This window comes from Actinomadura monticuli, assembly GCF_041463655.1.
Lineage (GTDB): Bacteria > Actinomycetota > Actinomycetes > Streptosporangiales > Streptosporangiaceae > Spirillospora > Spirillospora monticuli.
Window position 1 is genome coordinate 25,595 of record NZ_JAXCEI010000021.1, and the last position, 21,907, is coordinate 47,501.

Genomic DNA, 21,907 nt, shown 5'->3' on the forward strand with positions numbered 1-21,907 from the left:
ACGTCAAGAGAGATAGGACAGCCCAAACGACTCCGAGGAGCCGGACGTGACGGACCAGTCCGACCCGATGTACGACTCGCCCACCTACCTCATGTTCGAGACGGTGCGCCTCGTCCGGCGGACCGCGGCGCGGATGCTCCCCGGCCAGCCGCGGCTGCCCCACCTGCTCGTCCTGTGGTGCGTGGCGCGGTCCGGCCCGCTGTCCCAGCGCGAGGTCGCCGAGCGGCTCAGCATGGACCCCGGCGACCTGGTCGGCATCGTGGACACGCTGGAGAAGGCCGGCCACGTCGAGCGCCGCCGCGATCCCGGCGACCGGCGCCGGTACGCGCTCGACGCCACCGAGAACGGACGGCTGTTCCTCGGCGAGAGCCTCGACGCCCGCGTCCGGCTCAACGAGCTCCTGTTCGAGCCGCTGTCACCGGCCGAGCGGCGCCTCTTCAAGGAGATGCTGCTGCGCGTGCTGGCCCACCACGACGACCGGTTCGCCGGGACGCTTCAGCGCACCGGGAGGGCCGCGGAGCCGATGCCCGACCGCGCCTCGTCGTAGCGGCGCAGGACGAGGCGCGCCGCGGCGCCGTCCGCCCCGATCGGCGCGGACACCGCGTCCGCGCCGCACGCCCGCGCCCGGTCCAGGAACCGGCCGGGCGCGAGCAGGTAGGACGCCACGACCACGCGCCCGGCACCCCGGCGGCGCCGTTCCGCGACGACGTCCGCCAGGGCGGGGCCGCCCGCCGCGACGAAGCCGTGAGTGACGGGCCGCCGCAGCCGCCGCGCCAGCAGCCGGGCGGCGGCCCGCACGTCATCGGCCCCCGCGGGGTCGGCGGACCCCGCCGCGGCGAGGACGACGGCGTCCTCGCTGCGCGGCGGAATCCGGGTCTGCGCGCACTCGCCCAGGCGGCGGGCGAGCGCCTCGGCCAGCAGCGCGTCGGGGCCGAGCGGCCGGGCCGTCACCGCGCCGGGCAGCAGCCGCGCGGCGCGGTCCGGGATGTCGATCAGCGCGTGGTAGCCGCGCGCCAGCATGAGCGGCACCACCACGACCGGCCCGCCGCCGAGCCGGGACGCGGCCCCCTCCAGCGAGGGCTCCGACAGCTCGCCGTACGCCTCCGCGACCCGCAGCCCGGGCCGCATCGCCCGCACCCGGTCCAGGAGGGCGCGGGCGGCGGCGGGCCCGGCCGGGTCCCGCGTCCCGTGCGCGACGGCCAGCAGCGCCGGGCGCGAGTCAGCCACCGGCGCCCGCCGGGAGCCGGTCCACCAGCCGCGGGTCGCACGCCAGCCGGTAGCCGCGCTTGACGACCGTCTCCACGATTCCCGGCCGGCCGAGGCCGCGGCGCAGCCGCGCCACCGCCATCTCGACCGCGTGCTCGTCGGCCTGCGGCCGCGCCTCCCGGCCCCGGGGGACGCCGTTGCCCGCCGGGCGGCTCGGCAGCGCGCCGCACAGCTCCGCCCGCGACACCACGTGCCCCGGGCGCCGCGCCAGCGCCCGCAGGATCGCCATCGGCGCCGGCGCGATCGGCCGCAGCTGCCCGTCCAGCACGACGGCGTGCCCGCGCAGCTCCAGCGACGTCCCGCGCACCGACAGCCGCCGCGACCGGCGCCGCGGCAGGTCCGTGACCAGGGCGCGAACGAGCGCGCCCAGCCGGGCCCGCTCCGGCTGGACGGTCGGGACGCCGTGCTCGGTGAGCGCCCGCGCGGTGACGGGCCCCACGCACGCCGCCACGACGTGCGTGCGCATGGCCTCCAGCAGGGCCTCCTCCAGCCCGTCCTCCGCGGCGACGGCCAGCGTCGCGGCGACCGCCGGCGCGCTGGTGAACGTGATGGCGTCGACCGTGCCCGCGACCGCCTGGCCGGCGAGCCGGCGCAGCGGCGAGGGGTCCTCGGCGCGCGACCACCGGTACACCGGGATCTCGATCACCTCGGCGCCCGCGGCGCGCAGCGCCCCGGTCAGCTCCGGCTGCCGCTCGCCGTACAGCTGCACGGCGACCCGGGTGCCCGCCAGGTCCTTCCCGAGCAGGTGCCGGGTCACCTCGGCGCACCCCTCGGAATCCGGCGACCACGCCTCCCGCAGCCCGGCGGACCGGATCGCGCCGCGCGCCTTCGGGCCGCGCGCCACGATCTCGGCCCCGGCGAGGCGGGCGACGAGCGCGTCGCGCAGCCCGTGCCCGTCCGCCGCCTCCAGCCACGCCCGGAAACCGATCCCCGTCGTCGCGACGACGTGGTCCAGCGGCCCCGCGGCACACTCGCGGGTGGCCTCCAGCAGTTCGGCGTCGTCGGCGATCGGGACGAGCCGGATGGCGGGCGCCAGCACGACCCTGGCGCCGCGCCGCTCCAGCAGCGTCGCGAGCTCCTCGTGCCGGCGGGCCGCCGTCACGCCGACGGCGAACCCGGCCAGCGGCTCACTGCCGGTGCTCATCGGTGAGCGCCACCTCCACCCGGTCCCCGGTGCGGCGGACCCGGAAGGCCGGCACCGCCACCCGCGGGTCGTCCAGGCACGCCCCGGTCCGCAGGTCGAACACCTGCTTGTACATGGGGGACGCCACGGTCGGCGTCCCGTCGCGTGTGCCGAGGATCCCGCGCGACAGCACGTAGGCGCCGCTGAACGGGTCGAGGTTCGACAGCGCGTACAGGGTGCCGTCGAACACGCGGAAGACCGCCACCTGCGTTCCGTCCACCATCGCGCAGACACCGCGCTCGGGGATCAATCCGGCGTAGGAGCAGATGTCGAACCAGCGAGCCGCCGTCCGGCCCGCCCGGTCCCTGGTGATCGTCGCTTCGGGTGTCGTGGTCATGAGCCGATCCTCCGTAAGGGCGGTTTCGCCGCTGGGTCTCCTTTGTCACCGCCGTGTTAAAAGGGACTCACTCCCACCCGGACGGCGCACACCTTGAACTCCGGCATCCGCGACACCGGGTCGAGGGCGGGGTTGGTGAGCAGGTTCGCCCGCCCCTCCCCCGCCCAGTGGAACGGGACGAAGACGGTGTCGCTGCGGATCGCGTCGGTCAGCCGCGCCCGCACGGTCACCGCGCCGCGGCGGCTCTCCACCCGGACGTCGGCGCCGTCCTCGATGCCGAGGCGTTCGGCCAGGTCGGGATGCATCTCGACGAACGGCCCCGGCGCGGCCTCGGCCAGCGCCTGCACGCGCCTCGTCTGCGCGCCCGACTGGTACTGCGCGAGGACCCGGCCCGTGGTCAGGTAGACGGGGTGGTCCTCGTCGACGTCCTCGGCGGGGCCGTGGTGCTCGACCGGGACGAACCGGGCCCGCCCGTCCGGCGTGGCGAACCCGTCGAGGTAGGGGCGCGGCGTGCCCGGGTGGTCCGGCGAGGGACAGGGCCAGAACACCCCGCCCTCGGCCTCGACCCGCGCGTAGCTGATGCCGGCGTAGTCGGCGACGCCGCCCGCGCTTGCCCGGCGCAGCTCGCCGAACACCGTCTCCGGGTCGGTGCTCCACTCCCCCGGCGCCTTCAGCCGCTCCGCGAGCGCGCCCATGATCTCCAGGTCGGTGCGGACCCCGGCCGGCGGCGGGACGGCCCGGCGCCGCCGCAGCACCCGGCCCTCCAGGTTCGTCATCGTCCCCGACTCCTCGGCCCACTGCGCGGACGGCAGCACGACGTCGGCGCGCCGCGCGGTCTCCGACGGCACGAAGTCGGCCACCACCAGCAGGTCCAGGGCGCCGAGCCGCTCCTCCACCCGCGCGGCGCGCGGCGCCGACACCACCGGGTTCGACCCGAACAGCAGCAGCGCCTTCGGGCCGCCGCCGGTGCCGAGCGCCGACAGCAGCTCGTACGCCGACCGCCCGGGGCCGGGCAGGTCGGCGGGGTCGACGCCCCAGACGGCCGCGACGTGCGCGCGGGCCGCCGGGTCGTCGATCTTCCGGTAGCCGGGGAGCTGGTCGGCCTTCTGCCCGTGCTCGCGCCCGCCCTGCCCGTTGCCCTGCCCGGTCAGGCACCCGTAGCCGGACCCCTCGCGGCCGGGCAGCCCGAGCGCGAGGGCCAGGTTGATGAACGCGCCGACCATGTCGGTGCCGCGCGCGTGCTGCTCGGCCCCCCGCGCGGTCAGCACGTGGGCGCGGCCGGCGCGGGCCAGCAGCCGCACGGCCTCGCGCAGCGCGGGGACGGGGACGCCGGTGATGCGCTCGACCCGGTCCGGCCAGTAGGCGTTGACGACCGTCCGGACGGCCTCGAACCCGGTGGTCCGGGCGGCGATGTAGTCCTCGTCGGCCAGGCCCTCGGCGAGCGCCAGGTGCAGCAGCCCGTTGGCGAGGGCGACGTCGGTGCCGGGCACCGGCTGGAGGTGCAGGTCGGCCTGGCGGGCGGTGGCGGTGCGGCGCGGGTCCACCACGATGAGGGCTCCGCCGCCGTCGCGCATCTCCGCCAGGTGACGCATGAACGGCGGCATCGTCTCCGCCGGGTTCCCGCCCGCGAGCAGGACGGCGCCCGACGCCGCCAGGTCCGTGACCGGCCCCGGCAGCCCGCGGTCCATCCCGAACGCCCGGGCGGACGCCGCCGCGGCCGACGACATGCAGAACCGCCCGTTGTAGTCGATCTGGGACGTGCCGAGCGCGAGACGGGCGAACTTCCCGAGCTGGTACGCCTTCTCGTTGGTCAGCCCGCCGCCGCCGAACACCGCGACGGCGTCCGGACCGTGCAGCGCCCGCAGCCGGGCGGCCTCGGCGGCGACGCGGTCGAGCGCCTCGTCCCAGGTGCAGGGCTCCAGCGGCGCCTCCCGGCCGCTCCGCATCAGCGGGGTGGTCAGCCGGTCGGGGACGGTCAGCACCTCCGCCGCCGTCCAGCCCTTCTGGCACAGCCCGCCGCGGTTGGCGGGCACGTCGTCGCGCGGAGTGACCCGCACGGCGCCCGCGCCGGCCGCGTCCAGGGTCATGCCGCATTGAAGGGCGCAGTACGGACAGTGCGTGGGAGTCCCGGTCATGCGCCGAGACTCGGCGGGCGCCGTTTCGCCGCGGAGTCCCCGGTGTGACCCCGGCGTTAAATGCGGTTCACGCGCGGCGTCCGCCGAGGTCAGGACGCCCGCCCGGGGCGCCGCCCCCGGGCCTTGACGAACGCGTGTCAAGCGTTGTCGATCCCTGTCATGGCCTATTCGTCATTATTTGCCCGATTACCGAACGGATTCGTGGTCGTCCGGCGATCTCGTGGACGGATGCGGCCCCCGCCCCCCGCCCGCCCCGATCATCCCCCGGTGATCACGCCTAACCTCGGTACATGCCCGACCTTGCTTACTACGCCTCCCTGCCGCGCGCCCGCGGCGCCGCGGCGGCCCTGCTCCTGGACGACCTCGGGCGGGTCCTGCTGGTCAAGCCCACCTACAGCGAGGGCTGGTACCTGCCCGGCGGGGTCATCGAGGCCGACGAGTCCCCGCTGTCGGCGTGCGTGCGCGAATGCGAGGAGGAGCTCGGCCTCGTCCCCCGGCTGGACGGCCTGGCCTGCGTCGACTGGGGCTCGCCGCGCGACGACGGAGTCGACGCCGTCAACGTGTTCGTGTTCGGCGGCACGATCACCGGCGCGGAGATCGCGGCGATCCGGCTGCCGCCCGAGGAGCTGTCCGACCACGTCCTCGTGGCGCCGGAGAAGATCCCCGAACTGGCCCCGCCGCACGTCTCCCGCCGGATGGACCCCAGCCTGCGGGCCATGGCCGACGGCCGCGCCGTCTACCTGGAGGACGGGCGCGAGCAGCGGTTCGGCGCGCACCGGGCCTGAACCGGCCCGCGACCGAGCCGGCACCCGCGCGAGCCGGGCCCGCACCGGGCCGACCGCACCGGGCGACCCGCACCGGGCCGGCCCCGGTCTCAGACCGGGACCGCGTCCTTGATCTGGCGCGCGCCCTCCGGGTCGACGGCGCGGGCGCAGTGCGCGCAGCAGTAGAAGTGCCCGCTCACCTCCACGCCGTGCCCCATGATCCGGCACTGGCAGTGCTCGCAGATCGGCGCCATCTTCGTGACCGCGCACTCGAACGAGTCGAACGTGTGCACCTGCCCCTGCGCGTGCACCTCGAAGGCCATCGCGTAGTCGTTGCCGCAGACCTCACAGGTCGCCATCGGTCTCACTCCGTTTCCCCCGCCGCTCGCGACCACTGCCTACCCGGCCCGGCCCGGGTCTACCCCGGGTCTCACCGCCGGACGTGCCGCCCTGTGCGACGGAGTTATCACCGGCGTATGACCGGCCACACGCCCCCGAAACCACGCCTCCCTACGGTCGACCCGTCCGAACCGACCAGGGAGAGCACCTCATGACCGTCACCACCCAAACCCCGCGCGGGGACCGCGCCCGGCCGGCGAAGGGCCGCTGGATCGAGGACTGGCGGCCCGAGGACCCCGCCTTCTGGGCCGGCGGCGGCGCGCGCGTCGCCCGCCGCAACCTGATCTACTCGATCATCTCCGAGCACATCGGGTTCTCGGTGTGGACGCTGTGGTCGGTCCTCGTGCTGTTCCTCGGCCCGGCCTACGGCATCGACCCGGCGGGCAAGTTCACCCTCACCGCCGTCCCCGCCCTCATCGGCTCCGCGCTGCGCATCCCCTACACGTTCGCGGTCGCCCGCTTCGGCGGCCGCAACTGGACGGTCTTCAGCGCGGCCCTGCTGCTCGTCCCCGCCGTGCTCGCCGCGTTCCTGATCGAGCCCGGCGTCTCGTTCACCACGCTGCTGGTCCTCGCCGCCGTCGCGGGCGTCGGCGGCGGCAACTTCGCGTCCTCGATGGCCAACATCAACGCGTTCTACCCGCAGCGGCTCAAGGGGTGGGCGCTCGGGATCAACGCCGGCGGCGGCAACCTCGGCGTCGCCGTCGTCCAGCTCGTCGGGCTCCTCGTCCTCGCCACCGCCGGCAAGGACCACCCGGGGCTCGTCGCGGGCGTCTACATCCCGCTGATCGTCCTCGCCGCCCTCGCCGCCTGGCTGCGCATGGACAACCTCGCGCACGCGCGCAACGACCGGCGGGCGATGCGGGACGTCTGCAAGGACGCCCACACCTGGATCATGTCGGTGCTCTACATCGGCACGTTCGGGTCGTTCATCGGGTTCGGGTTCGCGTTCGGGCAGGTCCTGCAGGTGCAGTTCGCGGACGACTTCGACACCCCCGTCAAGGCCGCCTACCTGACGTTCCTCGGCCCCGCGCTCGGCTCGCTGCTGCGCCCCGCCGGCGGGCGCCTGGCCGACCGGCTCGGCGGCGCCGCCGTGACCTTCTGGACCTTCGTCGCGATGGCCGCGGCCGCCGGCCTGGTGCTGGCCGCGTCGACGAGCGGGTCCCTGCCGCTGTTCCTCACCGGGTTCGTCCTGCTGTTCGCGTTCAGCGGCATCGGCAACGGCTCCACCTACAAGATGATCCCCGCGATCTTCCGCGCCAAGGCCCCCGAGGCCGAGGCCCGCCGCCTGTCCGGCGCGCTGATCGGCATCGCCGGCGCCGTCGGCGCGCTGGGCGGCGTGCTCGTCAACGTCGCGTTCCGGCAGTCGTTCCTCGCCTCCGGAACCGGCGACGGCGCCTACATCGCGTTCATCGCCTTCTACGCCGTGTGCTGCGCCCTCACGTGGCTGGTCTACCTGCGGGACCGCCCCGGCAGGCCCGAGGGCGTCTGACGCCCGGACCGCCGCCGCGACCGGCCGGACCTGTCACCCGGCCGGTCGTCGGGCTCGGGCCAGCGCGGCGACCGGCCCGACGAGCGCAGCACCGCCTCCCACGCGTCCCCCGACGCGAGCGGCAGGTGCGGGACGCCCCAGTGCCACGCCGACACCAGCAGGTCCGGGTCGCGCGGCCGGTAGTCTGCGCCGGTCGCGCGGGCCATGTCCCAGGCGTGCAGGTGCCACTCCACGCACGCCGCGCCCGCGTGGTCGCCGACCGTGTACTTGGTGCCCCGGTAGATCAGGTGCGTCCGGTCCCACATGTCGGGCAGCAGGTCGGCGTACGCCCCGGCCGACACCCCGAAGGACATGATCCGGTCGGGGCCCGGCTCGGGCGGTAGCACCGCGAGCTCGGCCGCGTTCTGCCGCGCCTGCTGCCGGATCAGCACCGCCGTCGCCGCCTCCTGCGCGAACAGCGTCGCCAGCCGGCTGTCCGGCGCGTCCTGGAGGTACTCCAGGTAGTTCTCCGCGACGCAGCGCAGGTGCCCGGCGAGGTCGATCAGCCGCCAGTCGGCGCACGGCGTCGGCACGTCCCAGTCGCGGACGGCCCCCGCCAGCGCGCGGATCGCCTTCACCCCGTCCTGGTAGGACTCGAGTACGCGGCACCGGTCCGGCGGCGTGCGCTCCACTGACATCCCCCAACGTCCAGAGCACCGTGTGCCCTCTCCGCCGGGGCGCGTCCGCGCGCACGCTGTCGCGGCGGGGCGCCCCCGGCGTTCCCCGAGAGGGCAGACTCTCAGAGTTCGGTGGCCGGTGCCACCCGGTGACGCTGTGTCGTCACCCGAGCGGGCGGCTCAGCCGAGCGCGGACGGCACCGTCTTGAAGCTCAGCCGGTGCGCCTCGCGGGCCGTGCGCAGCCGGTCGACCTCCTCCGTCCACGGGCGGACGGCCGGGCGCGCCTTCGCCTTGCGGTAGGCGATCTCGGCGGCGCGGCGCGTCTTGGCGTCCTGCGCGGCGGTCGAGTACGCCTTGGGCCCCATGGCGACCCGCTCGGACGCCTCGGCGGCGGCGAGCGCCGCCGTCATCGCCTTGTCGAACACCACCGTCAGCGCGCGCAGCTCCGGCCCGGTGACGTCCGCGGCCTGCGCCTCGCGCAGCGCCCGCTCCGCGTCGCCGGCCGCCGCGAGCCTGCCCTCGTACTCGGCGGCCAGCCGCTGGTCGGCCTCGTACTGCTCCGCGACGTCCTTGCTCACACGGCGGCCCAGCGGCATGGTGGTACTCCCTCGACGGTCTGCGATGCCTGATCGAGGTAAGCGTACGCGGGGTTCCGGCGTGTCATGGCGGCGGACACCCGGCTCCGGCCCTTTACGTAGTAAGGTGCGGTCTCATGGTCAGGCAGCCCAGCATCAACGCCCAGCACCGCGCCCCGCTGTCCACCGAGCGGATCATCGAGGCGGCCCTGCGGATCGTCGACGGCCAGGGGCTCGGCCGCCTCACGATGCGCCGCCTCGGAGACTCCCTCGAGGTCGAGGCGATGGCGATCTACCACCACCTCCCCCGCGGCAAGGAGCAGCTCCTCGACGGCCTCGTCGCGCACGTCGCCTCCGCCCCCGCGGACGACGCCCCGTCGCGGCGCTGGCAGGACGTCCTGCGCGGCTGGGCCGCCGACTACCGGGGGCGGCTGATGGCGCACGCCGGGGTCCTCCCTCTCGTCGTCACCCGCCGCAACCCCGCCGCGCTCACCGCCACGGTCGCGTCCCTGCGCGAGGTCATGCGGCGCGGGGGCGTCGCCGAGGACGCGGCCGCCGTCGCCGCGCACGCCCTCCTCAGCTACGTGATCGGACACACCGCCCTGGAGGTGCGCGGCACCGGCGAGGACGGCGCCGACCGCGCCGTCGACTGGGACGCGCGCTTCCAGGCCGGCCTCGACCTGCTCCTCACCGGCGTGCGGTAGCCGCCCGGTCAGTCCTCCACGACGAGGATCTCCAGCTGGAGCGGTCCGTGCACGCCCTCGACCCGCCGCAACTCGATGCCGTGGGTGGCGGACGGACCGCTGATCCACGTCAGCGGCCGCGCCGGGTCCAGGCGGGAGACCGCCTCCGGGACCGTCCCCACGATCTGGTCGGCGTGCACCACGCACAGGTGGTAGCCGGGCACGAGCGTGAGGGCCCGCCGCCCCTGCGCCCGGCCGCCGTCCAGGACGACCGTGCCCGTCTGCGCGATCGCCACCGCGCAGCCGGTCACCGCGCCGTCCGCGGCGGCCAGGGCGTCGGCGTCGAGCGCCGGGGTGTCGGCGAGCGCACGGACGCCGTCCAGCTCGGCGAGCCAGCCGTACGGCAGGTCCGCCGGGACGACGATCTGCTTGGCCTCCCGCCCCCACAGCGCGGCGGCCACCGCGGTGCCCAGCTCGTCCGCGCCGACGTGCCGGACCGCCGCCCGGTTGTCGGCGACCCGCTCGGTGAACAGGGCGAGGACGTCCGCCCGCGTCGCCGCCTCCGCCTCCGGCAGCCGCCGCGCGTAGCCGCGCGGCACGGGCGGGCGCGCGCCGCGCGACCCGCCGAGGGCCTCGCGGACCCGCCGCAGCACCTCATCGCGCGCGGTCACGCCCGGGTCCTGTCCCACCAGGCGCGGAAGCTCTCCGCGGGCGGCGCGGGCAGGTCGCGGGCCTCCGTCCACGTGCCGAGCAGGCCGGGCAGGCGGCGGATCCGCCCGCCGCGCGACAGCAGCCGCGCCCACCGGGTGCCGCGCCGCAGGACGGTCTCGTGGCGGCGCGGGTCGCCCATCGTCCAGGCCAGGCCGCGCATCAGCACCATCTCGGGCGGCGGGACGGGCCGCCGGCGGCGCGACTCCACCACCGTGCCGCGCAGGTGGACCAGCACCTCCGGGATGTCGATCTTCACCGGGCAGACGACGGCGCAGGCGCCGCAGAGCGTGGACGCGTACGGCAGCGACGCCATGGCCGCGCTCTCCACCCCGCGCAGCTGCGGGGTGAGGATCGCGCCGATCGGCCCCGGATAGACCGGCCCGTAGGGCCGCCCGCCCGTCCGCTCGTAGACCGGGCAGACGTTCAGGCAGGCCGAGCAGCGGATGCAGCGCAGCGCGGCGCGCCCCACCTTGTCAGCGAGGGCCCTGGTGCGGCCGTTGTCGAGCAGGACGAGGTGGAACGCGCGCGGCCCGTCGCCCGGCGTCACCCCCGTCCAGGACGAGACGTACGGGGTCATCCGGTCGCCGGTCGACGCGCGCGGCAGGAGCTGAAGGAACACCTCCATGTCATCCCATGCCGGGACGACCTTGTCGATGCCGGCGACGCAGATCAGCGTCTCCGGCAGCGTGAGGCACATCCGCGCGTTGCCCTCCGACTCCGCCACCACGACCGTGCCGGTCTCGGCCACCAGGAAGTTCGCGCCGATGATCGCGACGCGGGCGCGCAGGAACCGCTCGCGCAGGTGGGCGCGGGCCGCCGCGGCGAGCGCCTCGGGGTCATCGGCCGCGTCGGGCCCGGCGGCGGGCAGGCCGCGCCGGAGCAGCGCGCCGATCTGGGCGCGGTCGCGGTGCGCGACCGGTGACAGCAGGTGGGACGGCTCGTCCTCGCCGAGCCGGGCGGCCAGGTCGGCGAGCGCGGTCTCCCGGACGGTCACGCCCATGCGGGCCAGCGCGCCGTCCAGGCCGATCTCCCGGACCGCCAGCGACGCCGACCGGACGACCTCCGTCGCGCCGGCGTCCCGCACCAGGCCGGCGACGACGCGGCGCGCCTCGGCCACGTCCGCCGCCCAGTGCACGGTCCCGCCCGCCTCCGTGACGGAGCGTTCCAGCTCCTCCAGGTGGACGTCGAGGTCGCCGAGCGCGGCGTCCCCGATGGCGCGGCCGGCCTCGCGCAGGCCCTCCCAGTCGGCGGGCTCGGCGGTCGCGGCGGCCGTCCGCGCGCGGAGCGCCGCGGTCGCGCCGCGCAGGTTGCGCCGCAGGCCGGTGTCGGCCAGCGCGGGCCGCGCGGCGGCGGCGAACTTCGGCATCGGCAGCGGGACGGGCCCGCCGGGCGGCGCGCCGGTCATGCCGGACCCGTCGCGGCGAGGATCTCGGCCAGGTGCATCGTCCGCACGCCGGCCCGCAGCCGCGACAGCGCCCCGCCGATGTGGGCGAGGCAGGAGTCGTCGACCGCGCACACCACGTCCGCGCCGGTGTCGCGGACGTGCCTGACCTTGTCGGCGACCATCGCGACCGACACGTCGGCGTTCTTCATCGCGAACGCGCCGCCGAACCCGCAGCACTCCCCGGCGGCCGGTAACTCGACCAGGTCGAGGCCCTTCACCGCGCGCAGCAGCCGCAGCGGCCGGTCGCCGATCCCAAGCGTCCGCATCGACTGGCAGGACGGGTGGTAGGTGACCCGGTGCGGGAAGTAGGCGCCGACGTCGGTGACGCCCAGGACGTCCACGAGGAACTCGGTCAGCTCGTAGACGGCGATGCCCTCGGCGGCGCGGGCCAGGCCGGGGTCGCGGGCCGCCCGCGCGATCCTCGGGTAGGCGTCCCGGACGGCGGCCGCGCAGGACGCGGACGGCGCGACCACGACGTCGCCGCCCTCGAACGCCGCGGTGTAGGCGCGGGCCAGGTCGGCGGCCTCGCGGTGGTAGCCGGCCGTCCAGTGGATCTGGCCGCAGCACGTCTGGCCTGGTGGGAATACCACCTCGTGGCCAAGGCGTTCCAATAGGACGGTCACGGCCTTCCCCGTGTCGGGGAACAGCGCGTCATCGAAGCACGCGACGGACAACGCGACCCGCATCGGCCTCACTCCCCCTACGCCGTGACGGCGTTCCCCGCCCGACATCGTAAGGGGTTACGCGCCCCCGGCGTGTCGTTCTCCGTCCGTCGCCGCGCGGGAGGGACCCTGTGCCTGGCACCTCGGGGTGAGGATGATCACACCGTTCCGGTACTGCGGTACCAACGGACAACCGTCCCAACGGGCTATAGCCGATGGGGGCGAACCACTTCACACTGGGGTGCGTCAATTAAGGAAAGCACCCACGACCCGACCAGTAGTTGAGACCGGAGGCACACGATGTGCCCGCACCAGCCGCCCTGTCCCTCGCACGACGCACCCGACCGCGACGCCGCCCGGACGCTGGCCGCCCACCCCGAGCAGGGGTGGAGCCTGCTGTGCAACGGTGTCGTGCTCTTCGAGGACACCGGTGAGCTGCTGCCCGACGGGGGAGTCATCGCGCCGCACCGGCCGACGGACCTGCAGGCGCCGTCCGCCGCTTGAGCGGTCTCCACGGGGGACTAGTTCAAACGGGTGATCACCTCGGGGGCAACGCCCACCACTGCCCTTGACCTCTGGGCCCGCCCGGGCCCAGAGGGACCTACTCCAGGCCCGTCCGCACCGGACGGGCCGTCCTTCTGCCAGGGGCCGTCCACTTCTTGAGCCACGGCTCCACCGCCCGGCCGACCGCTGCGGGGTCCTTCCCCAGATCGTGCCGCTCCCCCGGCAGCACCGCCACGTGCGCCGCGTCCGCCGCGTCCGGCACGCCGAACGGGTCGCGATCGCCGTTGACGACCAGGACCTCCGCGCCGGCCCCGCGCAGCTCGTCCACCCGTGTCTTCTCCGGCCTGCCGGGCGGGTGCAGCGGGAACGCCAGGGCCACCACGCCCACCGCCCCGGCCGCCCGTGCCGTGCGGCACGCCACCCGGGCGCCGTTGCTCCGGCCGCCCTGGACGAGCGGGGCGCCCGCGAACCTCCCCCGCAGGCCCCCGACGATCTCCAGCCACGCCTCGTCCTGCTTGACGGGCGAGCCGGGCGCCCGGCGGCCCGCGTACCGGAACGGCTGGGTGACCCGCGCGACGGCGCCGCCGAGCCCGAGCGCCGCCTCCCGGACGGCGAGCAGGTCGGGCGCGTCCACGCCCCCGTTCGACCCATGCGTCAGGACCAGCAGGAACGCCGGGTCGTCCACCGCGTCGAGGGTCACCTCGCCGGGCCCGTGCGCCGTCACGACCTCCATGCGCTCACCGTAGCCGCACCGTCCGGCGATCTTTGCGGCAGACTGGCCGCATGGAGAAGATGACCGACGCCGAGTGGCGCGCGTTCGTCATGGAGGGCACCCGCACCGGCAAGGCCGGCGTCACCCGCAAGGACGGGACGCCGCACGTCACGCCGATCTGGTTCGTCCTCGACGGCGACGACCTCCTGTTCAACACGGCGCGCGACTCGGTCAAGGGCCGCGCCCTCGCCCGCGACCCGCGCGTCTCCGTCTGCGTGGACGACCAGGTCCCGCCGTTCTCGTACGTGCAGATCCAGGCGGAGGCCGCCCTCATCGACGACCTGGACGAGATGCGCCGCTGGGCCGCCGCCATCGGCGGCCGCTACATGGGCGCCGCGCGGGCCGAGGAGTTCGGGGCGCGCAACGCCGTCCCCACCGAGTACCTCGTCCGCGCCCGCGTCACCAGGGTGATCGCGGAACGCGGCATCGCCGACTAGCCCTCCGGCCAGTTCGCCACGGTCGTGCCCATCGCCAGGCGGAGCCGCTCGGCGAAGCTCTCGTGCAGCAGCGGGCCCCACGGGTAGCCGCTCGGGACCCGCACCGCGCCGCCGAGCACCTCGTGGGCCTCGTCCCCCCGCCGCTCGGCGTACCGGACGGCGAGCAGCGCGTACATGTGGTCGAGGGCGCCGAACGCCTCGCCGGCCAGCGCGGGGAGCGTCCCGTCCGACACGGCCTGCTCGACGACCGGCTCCCACCACAGGTCGGCCTCGCCGTCCTCCTCGCCGAAGTCGCGGCGCAGCCTCGCCCGCACCTGCGGCGCGATGCCCGGGTCGGCCAGCCCGCGCCGCCACACCTCGCCCGCCTCGGCGCCGCGCCCGCGCAGCGGCAGCGTCCGCGCCAGCAACTCGGTGGCCAGCGGGCCGGCCTCGGGGTCGGACGGCTCCTCCGCGAGCGCCGCGCCGAACGCGCCGATCGCCTGGTCGAGGTAGGAGATGCCGAGCGCGACGGCGAGCCGCGCGTACGCGTACGGCGCCGCCTCGCGGTCGATGAGCCGGAGCCCGGCGGTCAGGATCCGCTGGGCGCGCGCCGGGTCGGCGCGCTCCAGGAGCCGCTGCGCCAGGTCGTGCGCGGCGAGCGGCCCGTACTCGGCGTCCCCCGTCCCGACCGCCGCCTCCCAGTGGTCCCGGGCCGTGTCGAAGTCGCCGGCGTCGTCGGCGATCCGGGCCAGGGCCAGGTGGGCGGGCGGCAGGTAGGCGGGGTTGCCGAAGTCGACCACCGCGCCCCAGGCGGGCGCCGCGTCCGCGGGCTCGCCGGCCCGCTCGTGCGTGAGCGCCAGGTGGTAGGCGGCGCGCGGGCCGTACTCGGGGTCGGCGGTGGCGATCGCGACCTGGTCGGCCTCCCTCGCCCGCTCCACCTCCCCCGCGTCGTCGAGGACGACGGCGAGCCCGAGCGCGGCCTGCGCCCGGCAGGGCGTCTCGCCCATGGCGAGCACCTTCTCGAACAGCAGCGCCGCCTGCCCGGCCGCACCGCTCTCGGCGAGGCCGCGGGCCTCCTCGCACATCCGCGCCGGGTCGGACGTCTCGTCCGGCAACTCGCTCATCGGCCTCTGCCCTCTGGGGGTTTCTGAAGTCGGCACAGAGACTAGCGACCCGGCCGCGCCGCGTCCCGCGACGACACCCCGAAACCCCCACCAAGATCACTAATTGCGGGCGTTCCGGGGAGCCGGGCGGGCTCAGTCCTCGAAGGCCTCCGGGGGCGGGCAGGAGCAGACCAGGTTGCGGTCGCCGTACGCCTGGTCGATGCGGCGGACGGGCGGCCAGTACTTGTTCTCGCGCAGGGACGGGACGGGGTAGGCGGCCTCTTCGCGGCTGTAGGCGTGCTTCCAGTCGTCGGAGACCATGCTCGCGGCCGTGTGCGGGGCGTTCTTCAGCGGGTTGTCCTCGCGGTCGTAGCCGCCGTCGGCGACGCGCTGGATCTCCCGGCGGATCTCGATCATCGCGTCGCAGAAGCGGTCCAGCTCGGCCAGGTCCTCGGACTCGGTCGGCTCGATCATCAGGGTCCCGGCCACCGGGAAGGACAGGGTCGGGGCGTGGAAGCCGTAGTCGATGAGGCGCTTGGCGACGTCCTCCGCGGTGATCCCCGTCTCCTTGGTGATCTTGCGGAGGTCGGCGATGCACTCGTGCGCGACCAGGCCGTTCCGGCCGGTGTAGAGGATCGGGTAGTGCGGGCCGAGCCGGGCGGCGAGGTAGTTCGCGCCGATGATCGCGCTCTCGGTGGCGGCGCGCAGGCCGTCCGGTCCCATCATCGCGATGTAGGCCCAGGAGATCGGCAGGATGCCCGCCGAGCCCCACGGGGCGGCGGAGATCGGGCCGACGCCGGTGTCCGGGCCCGCCTCGGCGCGCAGCGGGTGGTTGGGCAGGAACGGGGCGAGGTGCTCGCGGACGCCGATCGGGCCGACGCCGGGGCCGCCGCCGCCGTGCGGGATGCAGAACGTCTTGTGCAGGTTGAGGTGCGAGACGTCCGAGCCGAACTCGCCCGGGCGGGCCAGGCCGACGAGGGCGTTGAGGTTGGCGCCGTCCACGTAGACCTGGCCGCCCGCGTCGTGCACGGCCGCGCACACGTCGGTGATCGTCTCCTCGAAGACGCCGTGCGTCGACGGGTAGGTCACCATGATCGCGGCGAGCCGGTCGCCGTGCTTCGCGATCTTCGCGTGCAGGTCGTCCAGGGCGACGTTGCCGCCCTCGTCGCACTTCACGACGACGACCCGCATCCCCGCCATGACGGCGCTGGCGGCGTTCGTGCCGTGCGCGGAGGAGGGGATCAGGCAGACGTCGCGGTGCGCCTCGCCGCGGGAGGCGTGGTAGCCGCGGATGGCGAGCAGGCCGGCCAGCTCGCCCTGCGAGCCCGCGTTCGGCTGGACGGAGACCTTCGCGTACCCGGTGATCTCGGCGAGCGCGGCCTCCAGCTCGCCGATCAGCTCGACGTACCCGGCGGCCTGGTCGACCGGGGCGAACGGGTGCAGGTCCGCGAACTGCGGCCAGGTGACCGGCTCCATCTCGGCGGTGGCGTTCAGCTTCATCGTGCAGGAGCCGAGCGGGATCATGGAGCGGTCGAGCGCGATGTCCTTGTCCTGGAGGCGGCGCAGGTAGCGCAGCATCGCGGTCTCCGAGCGGTGCGCGTGGAAGACCGGGTGGGTCAGGTAGGGGCTCTCGCGGCGCAGCGCGTCCGGGATCGCCTCCTCGGCGCCGTCGGCGGCCGCCGCGCCGAACGCCGCGAGGACGGCGGCGACGTGCCCGGGCAGCGTGGTCTCGTCGCAGGCGATCCCGACCCGGTCGGGGCCGTCCGGGCGCAGGTTGATCCCGCGCTCGCGGGCGGCGGCGACGACCTCGGCGGCGCGGCCGGGCACACGGGCGAGGACGGTGTCGAAGAACGAGCCGTGCACGACCTCGACGCCGGCGGCGCGCAGCCCCGCGGCGATCTCGGCGGCGCGGCGGTGCGCGCGCTGCGCGATCGCGGCCAGGCCCTCGGGGCCGTGGTAGACCGCGTACATGCTCGCCATCACGGCGAGGAGCACCTGGGCCGTGCAGATGTTGCTGGTGGCCTTCTCGCGGCGGATGTGCTGCTCGCGGGTCTGCAGCGCCAGCCGGTAGGCGGTGGCGCCGTCCGCGTCGACGGACACGCCGACGAGGCGCCCGGGAAGCTGCCGCTGGATGCCCTCGCCGACCGCCATGTAGCCGGCGTGCGGGCCGCCGAACCCGTAGGGGACGCCGAACCGCTGCGCGGACCCGACGGCGATGTCGGCGCCGGACTCGCCCGGCGGGCGCAGCAGCGTCAGCGCGAGCAGGTCGGCGGCCACGACCGCCTTGGCGCCGCGCTCGTGCGCCTGCGCGATGACCGGCTCCAGGTCGCGGACGGCCCCGGACGCGCCCGGGTACTGCAGCAGCACGCCGAAGAAGTCGCCGTCCGGCAGTCCGGCGGACAGGTCGGCGGTGACCACCTCGATGCCGAGCGGGATCGCGCGGGTCCGGACGACCTCGATCGTCTGCGGGAGGGCGTCGGCGTCGACCAGGAACGTGCCCGGCTCCTTGCGCTTGGACACGCGGTGGGCGAGGGCCATCGCCTCGGCGGCGGCGGTCCCCTCGTCCAGCATGGACGCGTTGGCGACGGGCAGCCCCGTCAGGTCGGCGACCACCGTCTGGAAGTTGAGCAGGGCCTCCAGGCGGCCCTGCGAGATCTCCGGCTGGTAGGGCGTGTAGGCGGTGTACCAGCCGGGGTTCTCCAGGACGTTCCGCAGGATCACGCCCGGCGTGACCGTCCCGTGGTAGCCGAGCCCGATCATGGACGTCAGCACGGTGTTGCGGGACGCCAGTTCGCGGAGCCGGTCCAGCGCGGCGGTCTCGCTCAGCGCGGGCGGCAGGTCCAGGGAGCGGGCCGTGCGGATCGCGGCGGGGACCGCGGCGTCGACCAGCGCCTCCGCGCCGGAGTAGCCGATGGCGGCCAGCATCCGGGCCTGGTCGTCCGGGCCCGGGCCGATGTGCCGGTCGGCGAACGCGGAGCGCGGATGCTGCGGCGCGGCCACGGGGGCGAAGAACTGGGCGGTCATGGAGAGCCTCCTGGCAGCTGCGGTCGCTCAGGTCCGCCGCCGGCACGGGCCGGCGGCGCGTCTCCCCCTCTGTCATCGGCACCTGAGAGCTTCACCCGCGCGGCGGGGTTTCCCCTTCGGTGAGCCGCCGCCCCCCGAGTGCGGGGACCGGCGCCTGCTTTCCAGAGGTGCCTCGCCCGAGCGGTCCTTTTGCCTGAGAGGTTCCGGGGAGGTTGCCCCTTCGGCGTCCCACGCTGGCGGCGTGGGATCTCTCCCGCCCAGGGTCGACGGCATGTCCTGGACGAAACCCTACCCAATGACCCGCCCGGTCGATCGTCCCGGCCCCCGCCGCCGGGAGCGGACACGGGGGCGTCCTTCCGGCGCCGGAACCGTACCGGCCGGTACGATGTGCTCACTCACCTGGGACAAGACGGACCTCGGGCCATGGGGGCGGAGATGGGGCTGCGAGGTGCGCGCGCGACGGGCCGGATGCCGGGACGGCACTCGACGGCGCGCGACCGGTTCTGGGACGCTGATCACGATGACGGATGGCCGGGGCGGCGGTACCGCGTGACACGGACCCACGACGGCGCGGCGCGCCCGCGGCACGGCGCCACCGCCGCCGGGGTGCCCGTCGACGAGCCCGCCCAGCCGGACCGGATCCGCCGGCCGTCCGACGCGATCAGGTTCGCGGCGTCGCTGGTGGGGCTGGCCGCGGTGATGCTGCTGGTGTCGATCGCGCAGCAGACCACGCACGGGCTGCAGACCGACATCGTGCAGGGCACCGCGCACGCGCCCCGGCTGCTGCTGACGCTGGCGACGCTCGTGTCGAGCTTCGGGGTGCTGGCGGTGCCGATCGCGTTCGCCGTCGAGCGGCTGTTCCACAAGGACGGCACCCGGGTCGCGATCGCGCTGCTGGCCGCCGTGATCGCGTTCGGCGTCACGGTGGGGCTGGACGACCTGGTGGTGCGGGCGGCGCCCGGCGGCGTCCTGGACTCGCTGATCTGGGGCGGCACCGAGACGGCGCCCGTGCACACCGACATCGCCCCGGTGATCGCGTTCGTCAGCGCGGTCGGGATGGCGGGGCGCTCCCGCTGGCAGGCCGCGACCTGGACCATGATCGGGCTGGCGGCGCTGACCGGGCTCACCGCGTCCTACGCCTCGGTCGCCGCGCTCGCGGCCACCTACTTCCTCGGCCGCGCCATCGGCCACGGCACCCTGTACGCCGTCGGGACGCCGAACCCGCGGCCGACGGGGGCGGCGGTCGTCGCGGCCCTGGAGCGGCTCGGGCCGCGGCCCGTGCGGGGCGCGCGGCTGGACGACCCCGCCGACGACGCCGAGGCCGGCCGCCGCTACGGCGTCGTCCTCGCCGGGCGTCCCGCGGGCGGCCGGGTCCCCGCCGGGCGGGGCGCGCACGGCGACTGGGACCTGGAGATCCGCGTCCTGGACCGCGACCAGCAGACCGCCGGGCTCCTCTACCGGATCTGGCGGCTGCTGCGGCTGCGCGCCACCACGACCGGGCGGACGCTGCGGTCGCTGCGCCGGTCCCTGGAGCAGGAGTCGCTGATGGCGTACGCGGTGGACGCGGCGGGCGTCCGGACGCCGCGGCTCACCGGAACCTGCGAGGTCGGCACGGAGGCGGCGCTGCTGGCCTACGAGCACGTGCCGGGGCGGCGGCTCGGCGACGTGCCCGCCGCGGAGATCACCGACGAGCTGCTGACCGACGTGTGGCGGCAGTTCCGGGCGATGCAGGGCGGCCGGCTCGCGCACCGCCGGCTGCAGGAGGACGCGCTGCTGATCGGCGAGGACGGCCTCCCCTACGTCACCGACCTGCACGCCGGGGAGACCGCGGCGGGCGACCTGGCGCTGCGCCTCGACCTCGCGCAGCTCCTCACCACGCTGGCGCTGCGGACCGGGCCCGAGCGGGCGGTGCGGACCGCCGCGTCCGTGCTGGGCGAGGAGGCGCTGGGCGGCGCGGTGCCGCTGCTGCAGCGGGTGGCGCTGTCCCGGGCGACGCGGCAGGCGCTGCGGCGCGACCGGGACCTGCTGACCCGCATCCGGGAGCAGATCGTCCAGCTGAAGCCGGAGACCGAGGCGGCGCCGGCCAGGCTGGAGCGCTTCCGCCCCCGGACGATCTTCAGCGTGGTGGCGCTGTCGGTCGCCGCGTACATCGTCATCCCGCAGGTGACCAGCCTGGACGTCGGCTACCTGGCGGCCACGGCGAGCTGGCACTGGGTCGTCGCCGCCCTCGGCGCGGCGGCGCTGACCTACGTCGCGGCCGCGCTCATGCTGATGGGGTTCGTCCCGGAGCGGCTGCCGCTGCGGCGGACGGTCCTGGTGCAGGTCGCCGCGTCGTTCGTGAAGCTGGTGGCGCCTGCGGCGGTCGGCGGCGTCGCCGTCAACACCCGCTACCTGCAGCGCTCGGGGGTGCGGCCCACCCTGGCGGTGGCGAGCGTCGGCGCGTCGCAGCTGGTCGGGATGGTCACGCACATCCTGCTGCTGGTGCTGTTCGGGTTCCTCACCGGCTCCACGGCGAAGGCGACGCAGGACCTGGCGCCGTCCCGCACCATCGTCATCGCGGTGCTCGCGCTCGGGCTGGTGGCCGGTCTGGCGCTGACGGTCCCCCGCGTCCGGCGTGTCGTCGCCTCGCGCCTGAAGAGCATGTTCTCCGGCGTGGTGCCCCGCCTGGTGGACGTCCTCCAGTCGCCGAAGAAGCTGTGCACAGGCATGGGCGGCACGCTGCTGCTGACGCTGGCGTTCGTCCTGTGCCTGGACGCGTCGATCCGCGCGTTCGGCGGCTCGCTGCCGTGGACGACGGTGGTGCTCGTGTTCCTCACGGCGAACGCGGTGGGGTCGGCGGCGCCCACCCCGGGCGGTCTCGGCGCGGTCGAGGGAGCGCTGACGCTCGCGCTGACGATCTCGGGCCTGTCCGCGGAGACGGCGACGTCCGCGGTGCTGCTCTACCGGCTCTTCACCCTGTGGCTGCCGGTGCTGCCGGGCTGGGGGGCGTTCGCCTTCCTCCAGCGTAAGGAGGCGCTCTGAGCGTCAGCCGGTGCGGCGCGCCCGCCGCCGGTTGGCGAGTTCATCGCGGGGGTGTTCGGGAGGGTCCGTGGCCGCCCGCTCGCCGGGGAGCTCCGCGAGGCTGCCCTCCACCTCCTGCCACACCCGCCCGAGCGCTATGCCGAACACGCCCTGCCCGCCCTGGAGGAGATCGACGACCTCGTCGGCCGACGTGCACTCGTACACGCTGACGCCGTCGCTCATCAGCGTGATCTGGGCGAGGTCCTGCACCCCGCGATCGCGCAGATGCGTCACGGCCGTCCGGATCTGCTGCAGCGACACGCCCGTGTCCAGCAGCCGCTTCACGACCTTCAGCACCAGGATGTCGCGGAAGCTGTACAACCGCTGGCTGCCCGATCCGTGCGCCGGGCGGACGCTCGGCTCGACCAGCTTCGTCCGGGCCCAGTAGTCGAGCTGCCGGTAGGTGATCCCCGCCGCGGCGCACGCCGTCGGGCCGCGGTAACCGACATCCTCCGGCGGCGCGGACACCTGCGTGTCGAAGAGCAGGCCCTGCTCTCCGGCACGGCGGGACGCCACGTGCCTGTCGGGGGTCGCCTTGCCCTCGCCGCTGCTCACCGCCACGCGGACCTCCGGCTTCTATCACCCCGCGGCGCTTCGTCAAGGGGGTTTGACGAATTACACCACGGGTGTTCCACCAGCACGGTAGGTGCCGGTCAGGGTGTGGTCAACGTTCACCGTCGGCGCGTCGCATGCCCGGATGAACCGGCTTCACGTGGGCAAACT

The 21,907-nt window shown here is 75.4% G+C and carries 21 protein-coding genes and 2 riboswitches; of the genes, 7 read left to right on the forward strand and 14 right to left on the reverse strand.

Annotation, left to right across the window (positions count from 1 at the left end; genetic code table 11):
- Positions 1-46 precede the first annotated feature (46 nt).
- A complete protein-coding gene (locus SM611_RS32805; RefSeq protein WP_371954214.1) occupies positions 47-547 on the forward strand; it encodes a MarR family winged helix-turn-helix transcriptional regulator in 501 nt (166 codons plus the stop codon).
- Here the strand turns inward: SM611_RS32805 and SM611_RS32810 are convergent.
- Genes SM611_RS32810 through SM611_RS32825 form a run of 4 tightly spaced genes read right to left on the reverse strand, consistent with a single transcriptional unit; the run spans position 496 to position 4,921 of the window.
- Positions 496-1,227 carry a sirohydrochlorin chelatase gene (locus SM611_RS32810; RefSeq protein WP_371954215.1) on the reverse strand — a complete coding sequence of 244 codons (732 nt, stop codon included), beginning with the start codon at positions 1,225-1,227 and terminating at the stop codon, positions 496-498. The genes SM611_RS32805 and SM611_RS32810 overlap by 52 nt on opposite strands.
- Positions 1,220-2,410, reverse strand: coding sequence for a uroporphyrinogen-III synthase (locus SM611_RS32815; protein WP_371954216.1), 1,191 nt, complete (start codon positions 2,408-2,410; stop codon positions 1,220-1,222). Before SM611_RS32815 ends, SM611_RS32810 begins: the two co-directional genes overlap by 8 nt.
- A complete protein-coding gene (gene nirD, locus SM611_RS32820; RefSeq protein WP_371954217.1) occupies positions 2,394-2,786 on the reverse strand; it encodes a nitrite reductase small subunit NirD in 393 nt (130 codons plus the stop codon). The genes SM611_RS32815 and nirD overlap by 17 nt, the downstream gene beginning before the upstream one ends.
- Before the next feature lie 56 nt (positions 2,787-2,842).
- Positions 2,843-4,921, reverse strand: a complete 2,079-nt coding sequence (locus tag SM611_RS32825; RefSeq protein WP_371954218.1) for a molybdopterin oxidoreductase family protein — start codon at positions 4,919-4,921, stop codon at positions 2,843-2,845.
- A 290-nt stretch (positions 4,922-5,211) separates the two neighbouring features.
- On the opposite strand from SM611_RS32825, the gene SM611_RS32830 reads away from it, so the two are divergent.
- A complete protein-coding gene (locus SM611_RS32830) occupies positions 5,212-5,706 on the forward strand; it encodes an NUDIX domain-containing protein (protein ID WP_371954219.1) in 495 nt (164 codons plus the stop codon).
- An 89-nt stretch (positions 5,707-5,795) separates the two neighbouring features.
- Here SM611_RS32830 and SM611_RS32835 read toward each other — a convergent pair whose 3' ends face one another.
- Positions 5,796-6,044: a metallothionein gene (locus tag SM611_RS32835; protein WP_371954220.1), complete on the reverse strand. Its 249-nt coding sequence runs from the start codon at positions 6,042-6,044 to the stop codon at positions 5,796-5,798.
- A gap of 191 nt (positions 6,045-6,235) precedes the next feature.
- Here SM611_RS32835 and SM611_RS32840 point away from each other — a divergent pair, with 191 nt between their 5' ends.
- Positions 6,236-7,573 carry a nitrate/nitrite transporter gene (locus SM611_RS32840; protein WP_371954221.1) on the forward strand — a complete coding sequence of 446 codons (1,338 nt, stop codon included), beginning with the start codon at positions 6,236-6,238 and terminating at the stop codon, positions 7,571-7,573.
- Here SM611_RS32840 and SM611_RS32845 read toward each other — a convergent pair.
- The gene (locus SM611_RS32845; protein ID WP_371954222.1) at positions 7,534-8,250 is read right to left on the reverse strand and encodes a maleylpyruvate isomerase N-terminal domain-containing protein; all 717 of its coding nucleotides are present in this window, start codon (positions 8,248-8,250) and stop codon (positions 7,534-7,536) included. The two genes, SM611_RS32840 and SM611_RS32845, sit on opposite strands and share 40 nt — an antisense overlap.
- Positions 8,251-8,409: 159 nt before the next feature.
- The gene (locus tag SM611_RS32850) at positions 8,410-8,826 is read right to left on the reverse strand and encodes a plectin (RefSeq protein ID WP_371954223.1); all 417 of its coding nucleotides are present in this window, start codon (positions 8,824-8,826) and stop codon (positions 8,410-8,412) included.
- A 116-nt stretch (positions 8,827-8,942) separates the two neighbouring features.
- Here SM611_RS32850 and SM611_RS32855 point away from each other — a divergent pair, with 116 nt between their 5' ends.
- On the forward strand, positions 8,943-9,509 hold the full coding sequence (locus tag SM611_RS32855) for a TetR family transcriptional regulator (protein ID WP_371954224.1): 567 nt from the start codon (positions 8,943-8,945) through the stop codon (positions 9,507-9,509).
- An 8-nt stretch (positions 9,510-9,517) separates the two neighbouring features.
- Here SM611_RS32855 and SM611_RS32860 read toward each other — a convergent pair whose 3' ends face one another.
- The 3 genes from SM611_RS32860 to SM611_RS32870 are packed head-to-tail and all read right to left on the reverse strand — an operon-like array spanning position 9,518 to position 12,329.
- Positions 9,518-10,159, reverse strand: coding sequence for a LutC/YkgG family protein (locus tag SM611_RS32860; protein WP_371954225.1), 642 nt, complete (start codon positions 10,157-10,159; stop codon positions 9,518-9,520).
- Positions 10,156-11,604, reverse strand: coding sequence for a lactate utilization protein B (locus tag SM611_RS32865; protein ID WP_371954226.1), 1,449 nt, complete (start codon positions 11,602-11,604; stop codon positions 10,156-10,158). Before SM611_RS32865 ends, SM611_RS32860 begins: the two co-directional genes overlap by 4 nt.
- A complete protein-coding gene (locus tag SM611_RS32870; RefSeq protein ID WP_371954227.1) occupies positions 11,601-12,329 on the reverse strand; it encodes a (Fe-S)-binding protein in 729 nt (242 codons plus the stop codon). The genes SM611_RS32865 and SM611_RS32870 overlap by 4 nt, the downstream gene beginning before the upstream one ends.
- Positions 12,330-12,605: 276 nt before the next feature.
- Between SM611_RS32870 and SM611_RS32875 the strand changes: the two genes are divergently transcribed.
- Complete coding sequence (locus SM611_RS32875; protein ID WP_131943204.1) at positions 12,606-12,809, forward strand: DUF5999 family protein; 204 nt, start codon at positions 12,606-12,608, stop codon at positions 12,807-12,809.
- A 97-nt stretch (positions 12,810-12,906) separates the two neighbouring features.
- On the opposite strand, the gene SM611_RS32880 is transcribed toward SM611_RS32875, so the two are convergent.
- Positions 12,907-13,542 carry an alpha/beta hydrolase family protein gene (locus tag SM611_RS32880; RefSeq protein ID WP_371954228.1) on the reverse strand — a complete coding sequence of 212 codons (636 nt, stop codon included), beginning with the start codon at positions 13,540-13,542 and terminating at the stop codon, positions 12,907-12,909.
- A gap of 50 nt (positions 13,543-13,592) precedes the next feature.
- Between SM611_RS32880 and SM611_RS32885 the strand changes: the two genes are divergently transcribed.
- Positions 13,593-14,018 carry a PPOX class F420-dependent oxidoreductase gene (locus tag SM611_RS32885; RefSeq protein ID WP_371954229.1) on the forward strand — a complete coding sequence of 142 codons (426 nt, stop codon included), beginning with the start codon at positions 13,593-13,595 and terminating at the stop codon, positions 14,016-14,018.
- On the opposite strand, the gene SM611_RS32890 is transcribed toward SM611_RS32885, so the two are convergent.
- The gene (locus tag SM611_RS32890; RefSeq protein ID WP_371954230.1) at positions 14,015-15,121 is read right to left on the reverse strand and encodes a tetratricopeptide repeat protein; all 1,107 of its coding nucleotides are present in this window, start codon (positions 15,119-15,121) and stop codon (positions 14,015-14,017) included. The two genes, SM611_RS32885 and SM611_RS32890, sit on opposite strands and share 4 nt — an antisense overlap.
- Before the next feature lie 132 nt (positions 15,122-15,253).
- On the reverse strand, positions 15,254-18,124 hold the full coding sequence (gene gcvP, locus SM611_RS32895) for an aminomethyl-transferring glycine dehydrogenase (RefSeq protein ID WP_371954231.1): 2,871 nt from the start codon (positions 18,122-18,124) through the stop codon (positions 15,254-15,256).
- 59 nt (positions 18,125-18,183) lie between these two features.
- A riboswitch (glycine riboswitch) is annotated at positions 18,184-18,295 on the reverse strand.
- Positions 18,296-18,390, reverse strand: a riboswitch (glycine riboswitch).
- A 283-nt stretch (positions 18,391-18,673) separates the two neighbouring features.
- Between gcvP and SM611_RS32900 the strand changes: the two genes are divergently transcribed.
- Positions 18,674-21,145: a lysylphosphatidylglycerol synthase transmembrane domain-containing protein gene (locus SM611_RS32900; RefSeq protein ID WP_371954232.1), complete on the forward strand. Its 2,472-nt coding sequence runs from the start codon at positions 18,674-18,676 to the stop codon at positions 21,143-21,145.
- Between the two features lie 3 nt (positions 21,146-21,148).
- Here the strand turns inward: SM611_RS32900 and SM611_RS32905 are convergent, their stop codons facing one another.
- Positions 21,149-21,745 carry a MerR family transcriptional regulator gene (locus SM611_RS32905; protein WP_371954233.1) on the reverse strand — a complete coding sequence of 199 codons (597 nt, stop codon included), beginning with the start codon at positions 21,743-21,745 and terminating at the stop codon, positions 21,149-21,151.
- Positions 21,746-21,907 lie beyond the last annotated feature (162 nt).

Coding starts and splice junctions, on each gene's coding strand:
- SM611_RS32875 (WP_131943204.1), top strand. CDS start 12,606: ATGTGCCCGCACCAGCCGCCCTGTCCCTCGCACGACGCACCCGACCGC.
- SM611_RS32835 (WP_371954220.1), bottom strand. CDS start 6,044: ATGGCGACCTGTGAGGTCTGCGGCAACGACTACGCGATGGCCTTCGAG.
- SM611_RS32880 (WP_371954228.1), bottom strand. CDS start 13,542: ATGGAGGTCGTGACGGCGCACGGGCCCGGCGAGGTGACCCTCGACGCG.
- gcvP (WP_371954231.1), bottom strand. CDS start 18,124: ATGACCGCCCAGTTCTTCGCCCCCGTGGCCGCGCCGCAGCATCCGCGC.
- SM611_RS32865 (WP_371954226.1), bottom strand. CDS start 11,604: ATGACCGGCGCGCCGCCCGGCGGGCCCGTCCCGCTGCCGATGCCGAAG.
- SM611_RS32815 (WP_371954216.1), bottom strand. CDS start 2,410: ATGAGCACCGGCAGTGAGCCGCTGGCCGGGTTCGCCGTCGGCGTGACG.
- nirD (WP_371954217.1), bottom strand. CDS start 2,786: ATGACCACGACACCCGAAGCGACGATCACCAGGGACCGGGCGGGCCGG.
- SM611_RS32825 (WP_371954218.1), bottom strand. CDS start 4,921: ATGACCGGGACTCCCACGCACTGTCCGTACTGCGCCCTTCAATGCGGC.
- SM611_RS32890 (WP_371954230.1), bottom strand. CDS start 15,121: ATGAGCGAGTTGCCGGACGAGACGTCCGACCCGGCGCGGATGTGCGAG.
- SM611_RS32850 (WP_371954223.1), bottom strand. CDS start 8,826: ATGCCGCTGGGCCGCCGTGTGAGCAAGGACGTCGCGGAGCAGTACGAG.
- SM611_RS32870 (WP_371954227.1), bottom strand. CDS start 12,329: ATGCGGGTCGCGTTGTCCGTCGCGTGCTTCGATGACGCGCTGTTCCCC.
- SM611_RS32840 (WP_371954221.1), top strand. CDS start 6,236: ATGACCGTCACCACCCAAACCCCGCGCGGGGACCGCGCCCGGCCGGCG.
- SM611_RS32845 (WP_371954222.1), bottom strand. CDS start 8,250: ATGTCAGTGGAGCGCACGCCGCCGGACCGGTGCCGCGTACTCGAGTCC.
- SM611_RS32830 (WP_371954219.1), top strand. CDS start 5,212: ATGCCCGACCTTGCTTACTACGCCTCCCTGCCGCGCGCCCGCGGCGCC.
- SM611_RS32885 (WP_371954229.1), top strand. CDS start 13,593: ATGGAGAAGATGACCGACGCCGAGTGGCGCGCGTTCGTCATGGAGGGC.
- SM611_RS32855 (WP_371954224.1), top strand. CDS start 8,943: ATGGTCAGGCAGCCCAGCATCAACGCCCAGCACCGCGCCCCGCTGTCC.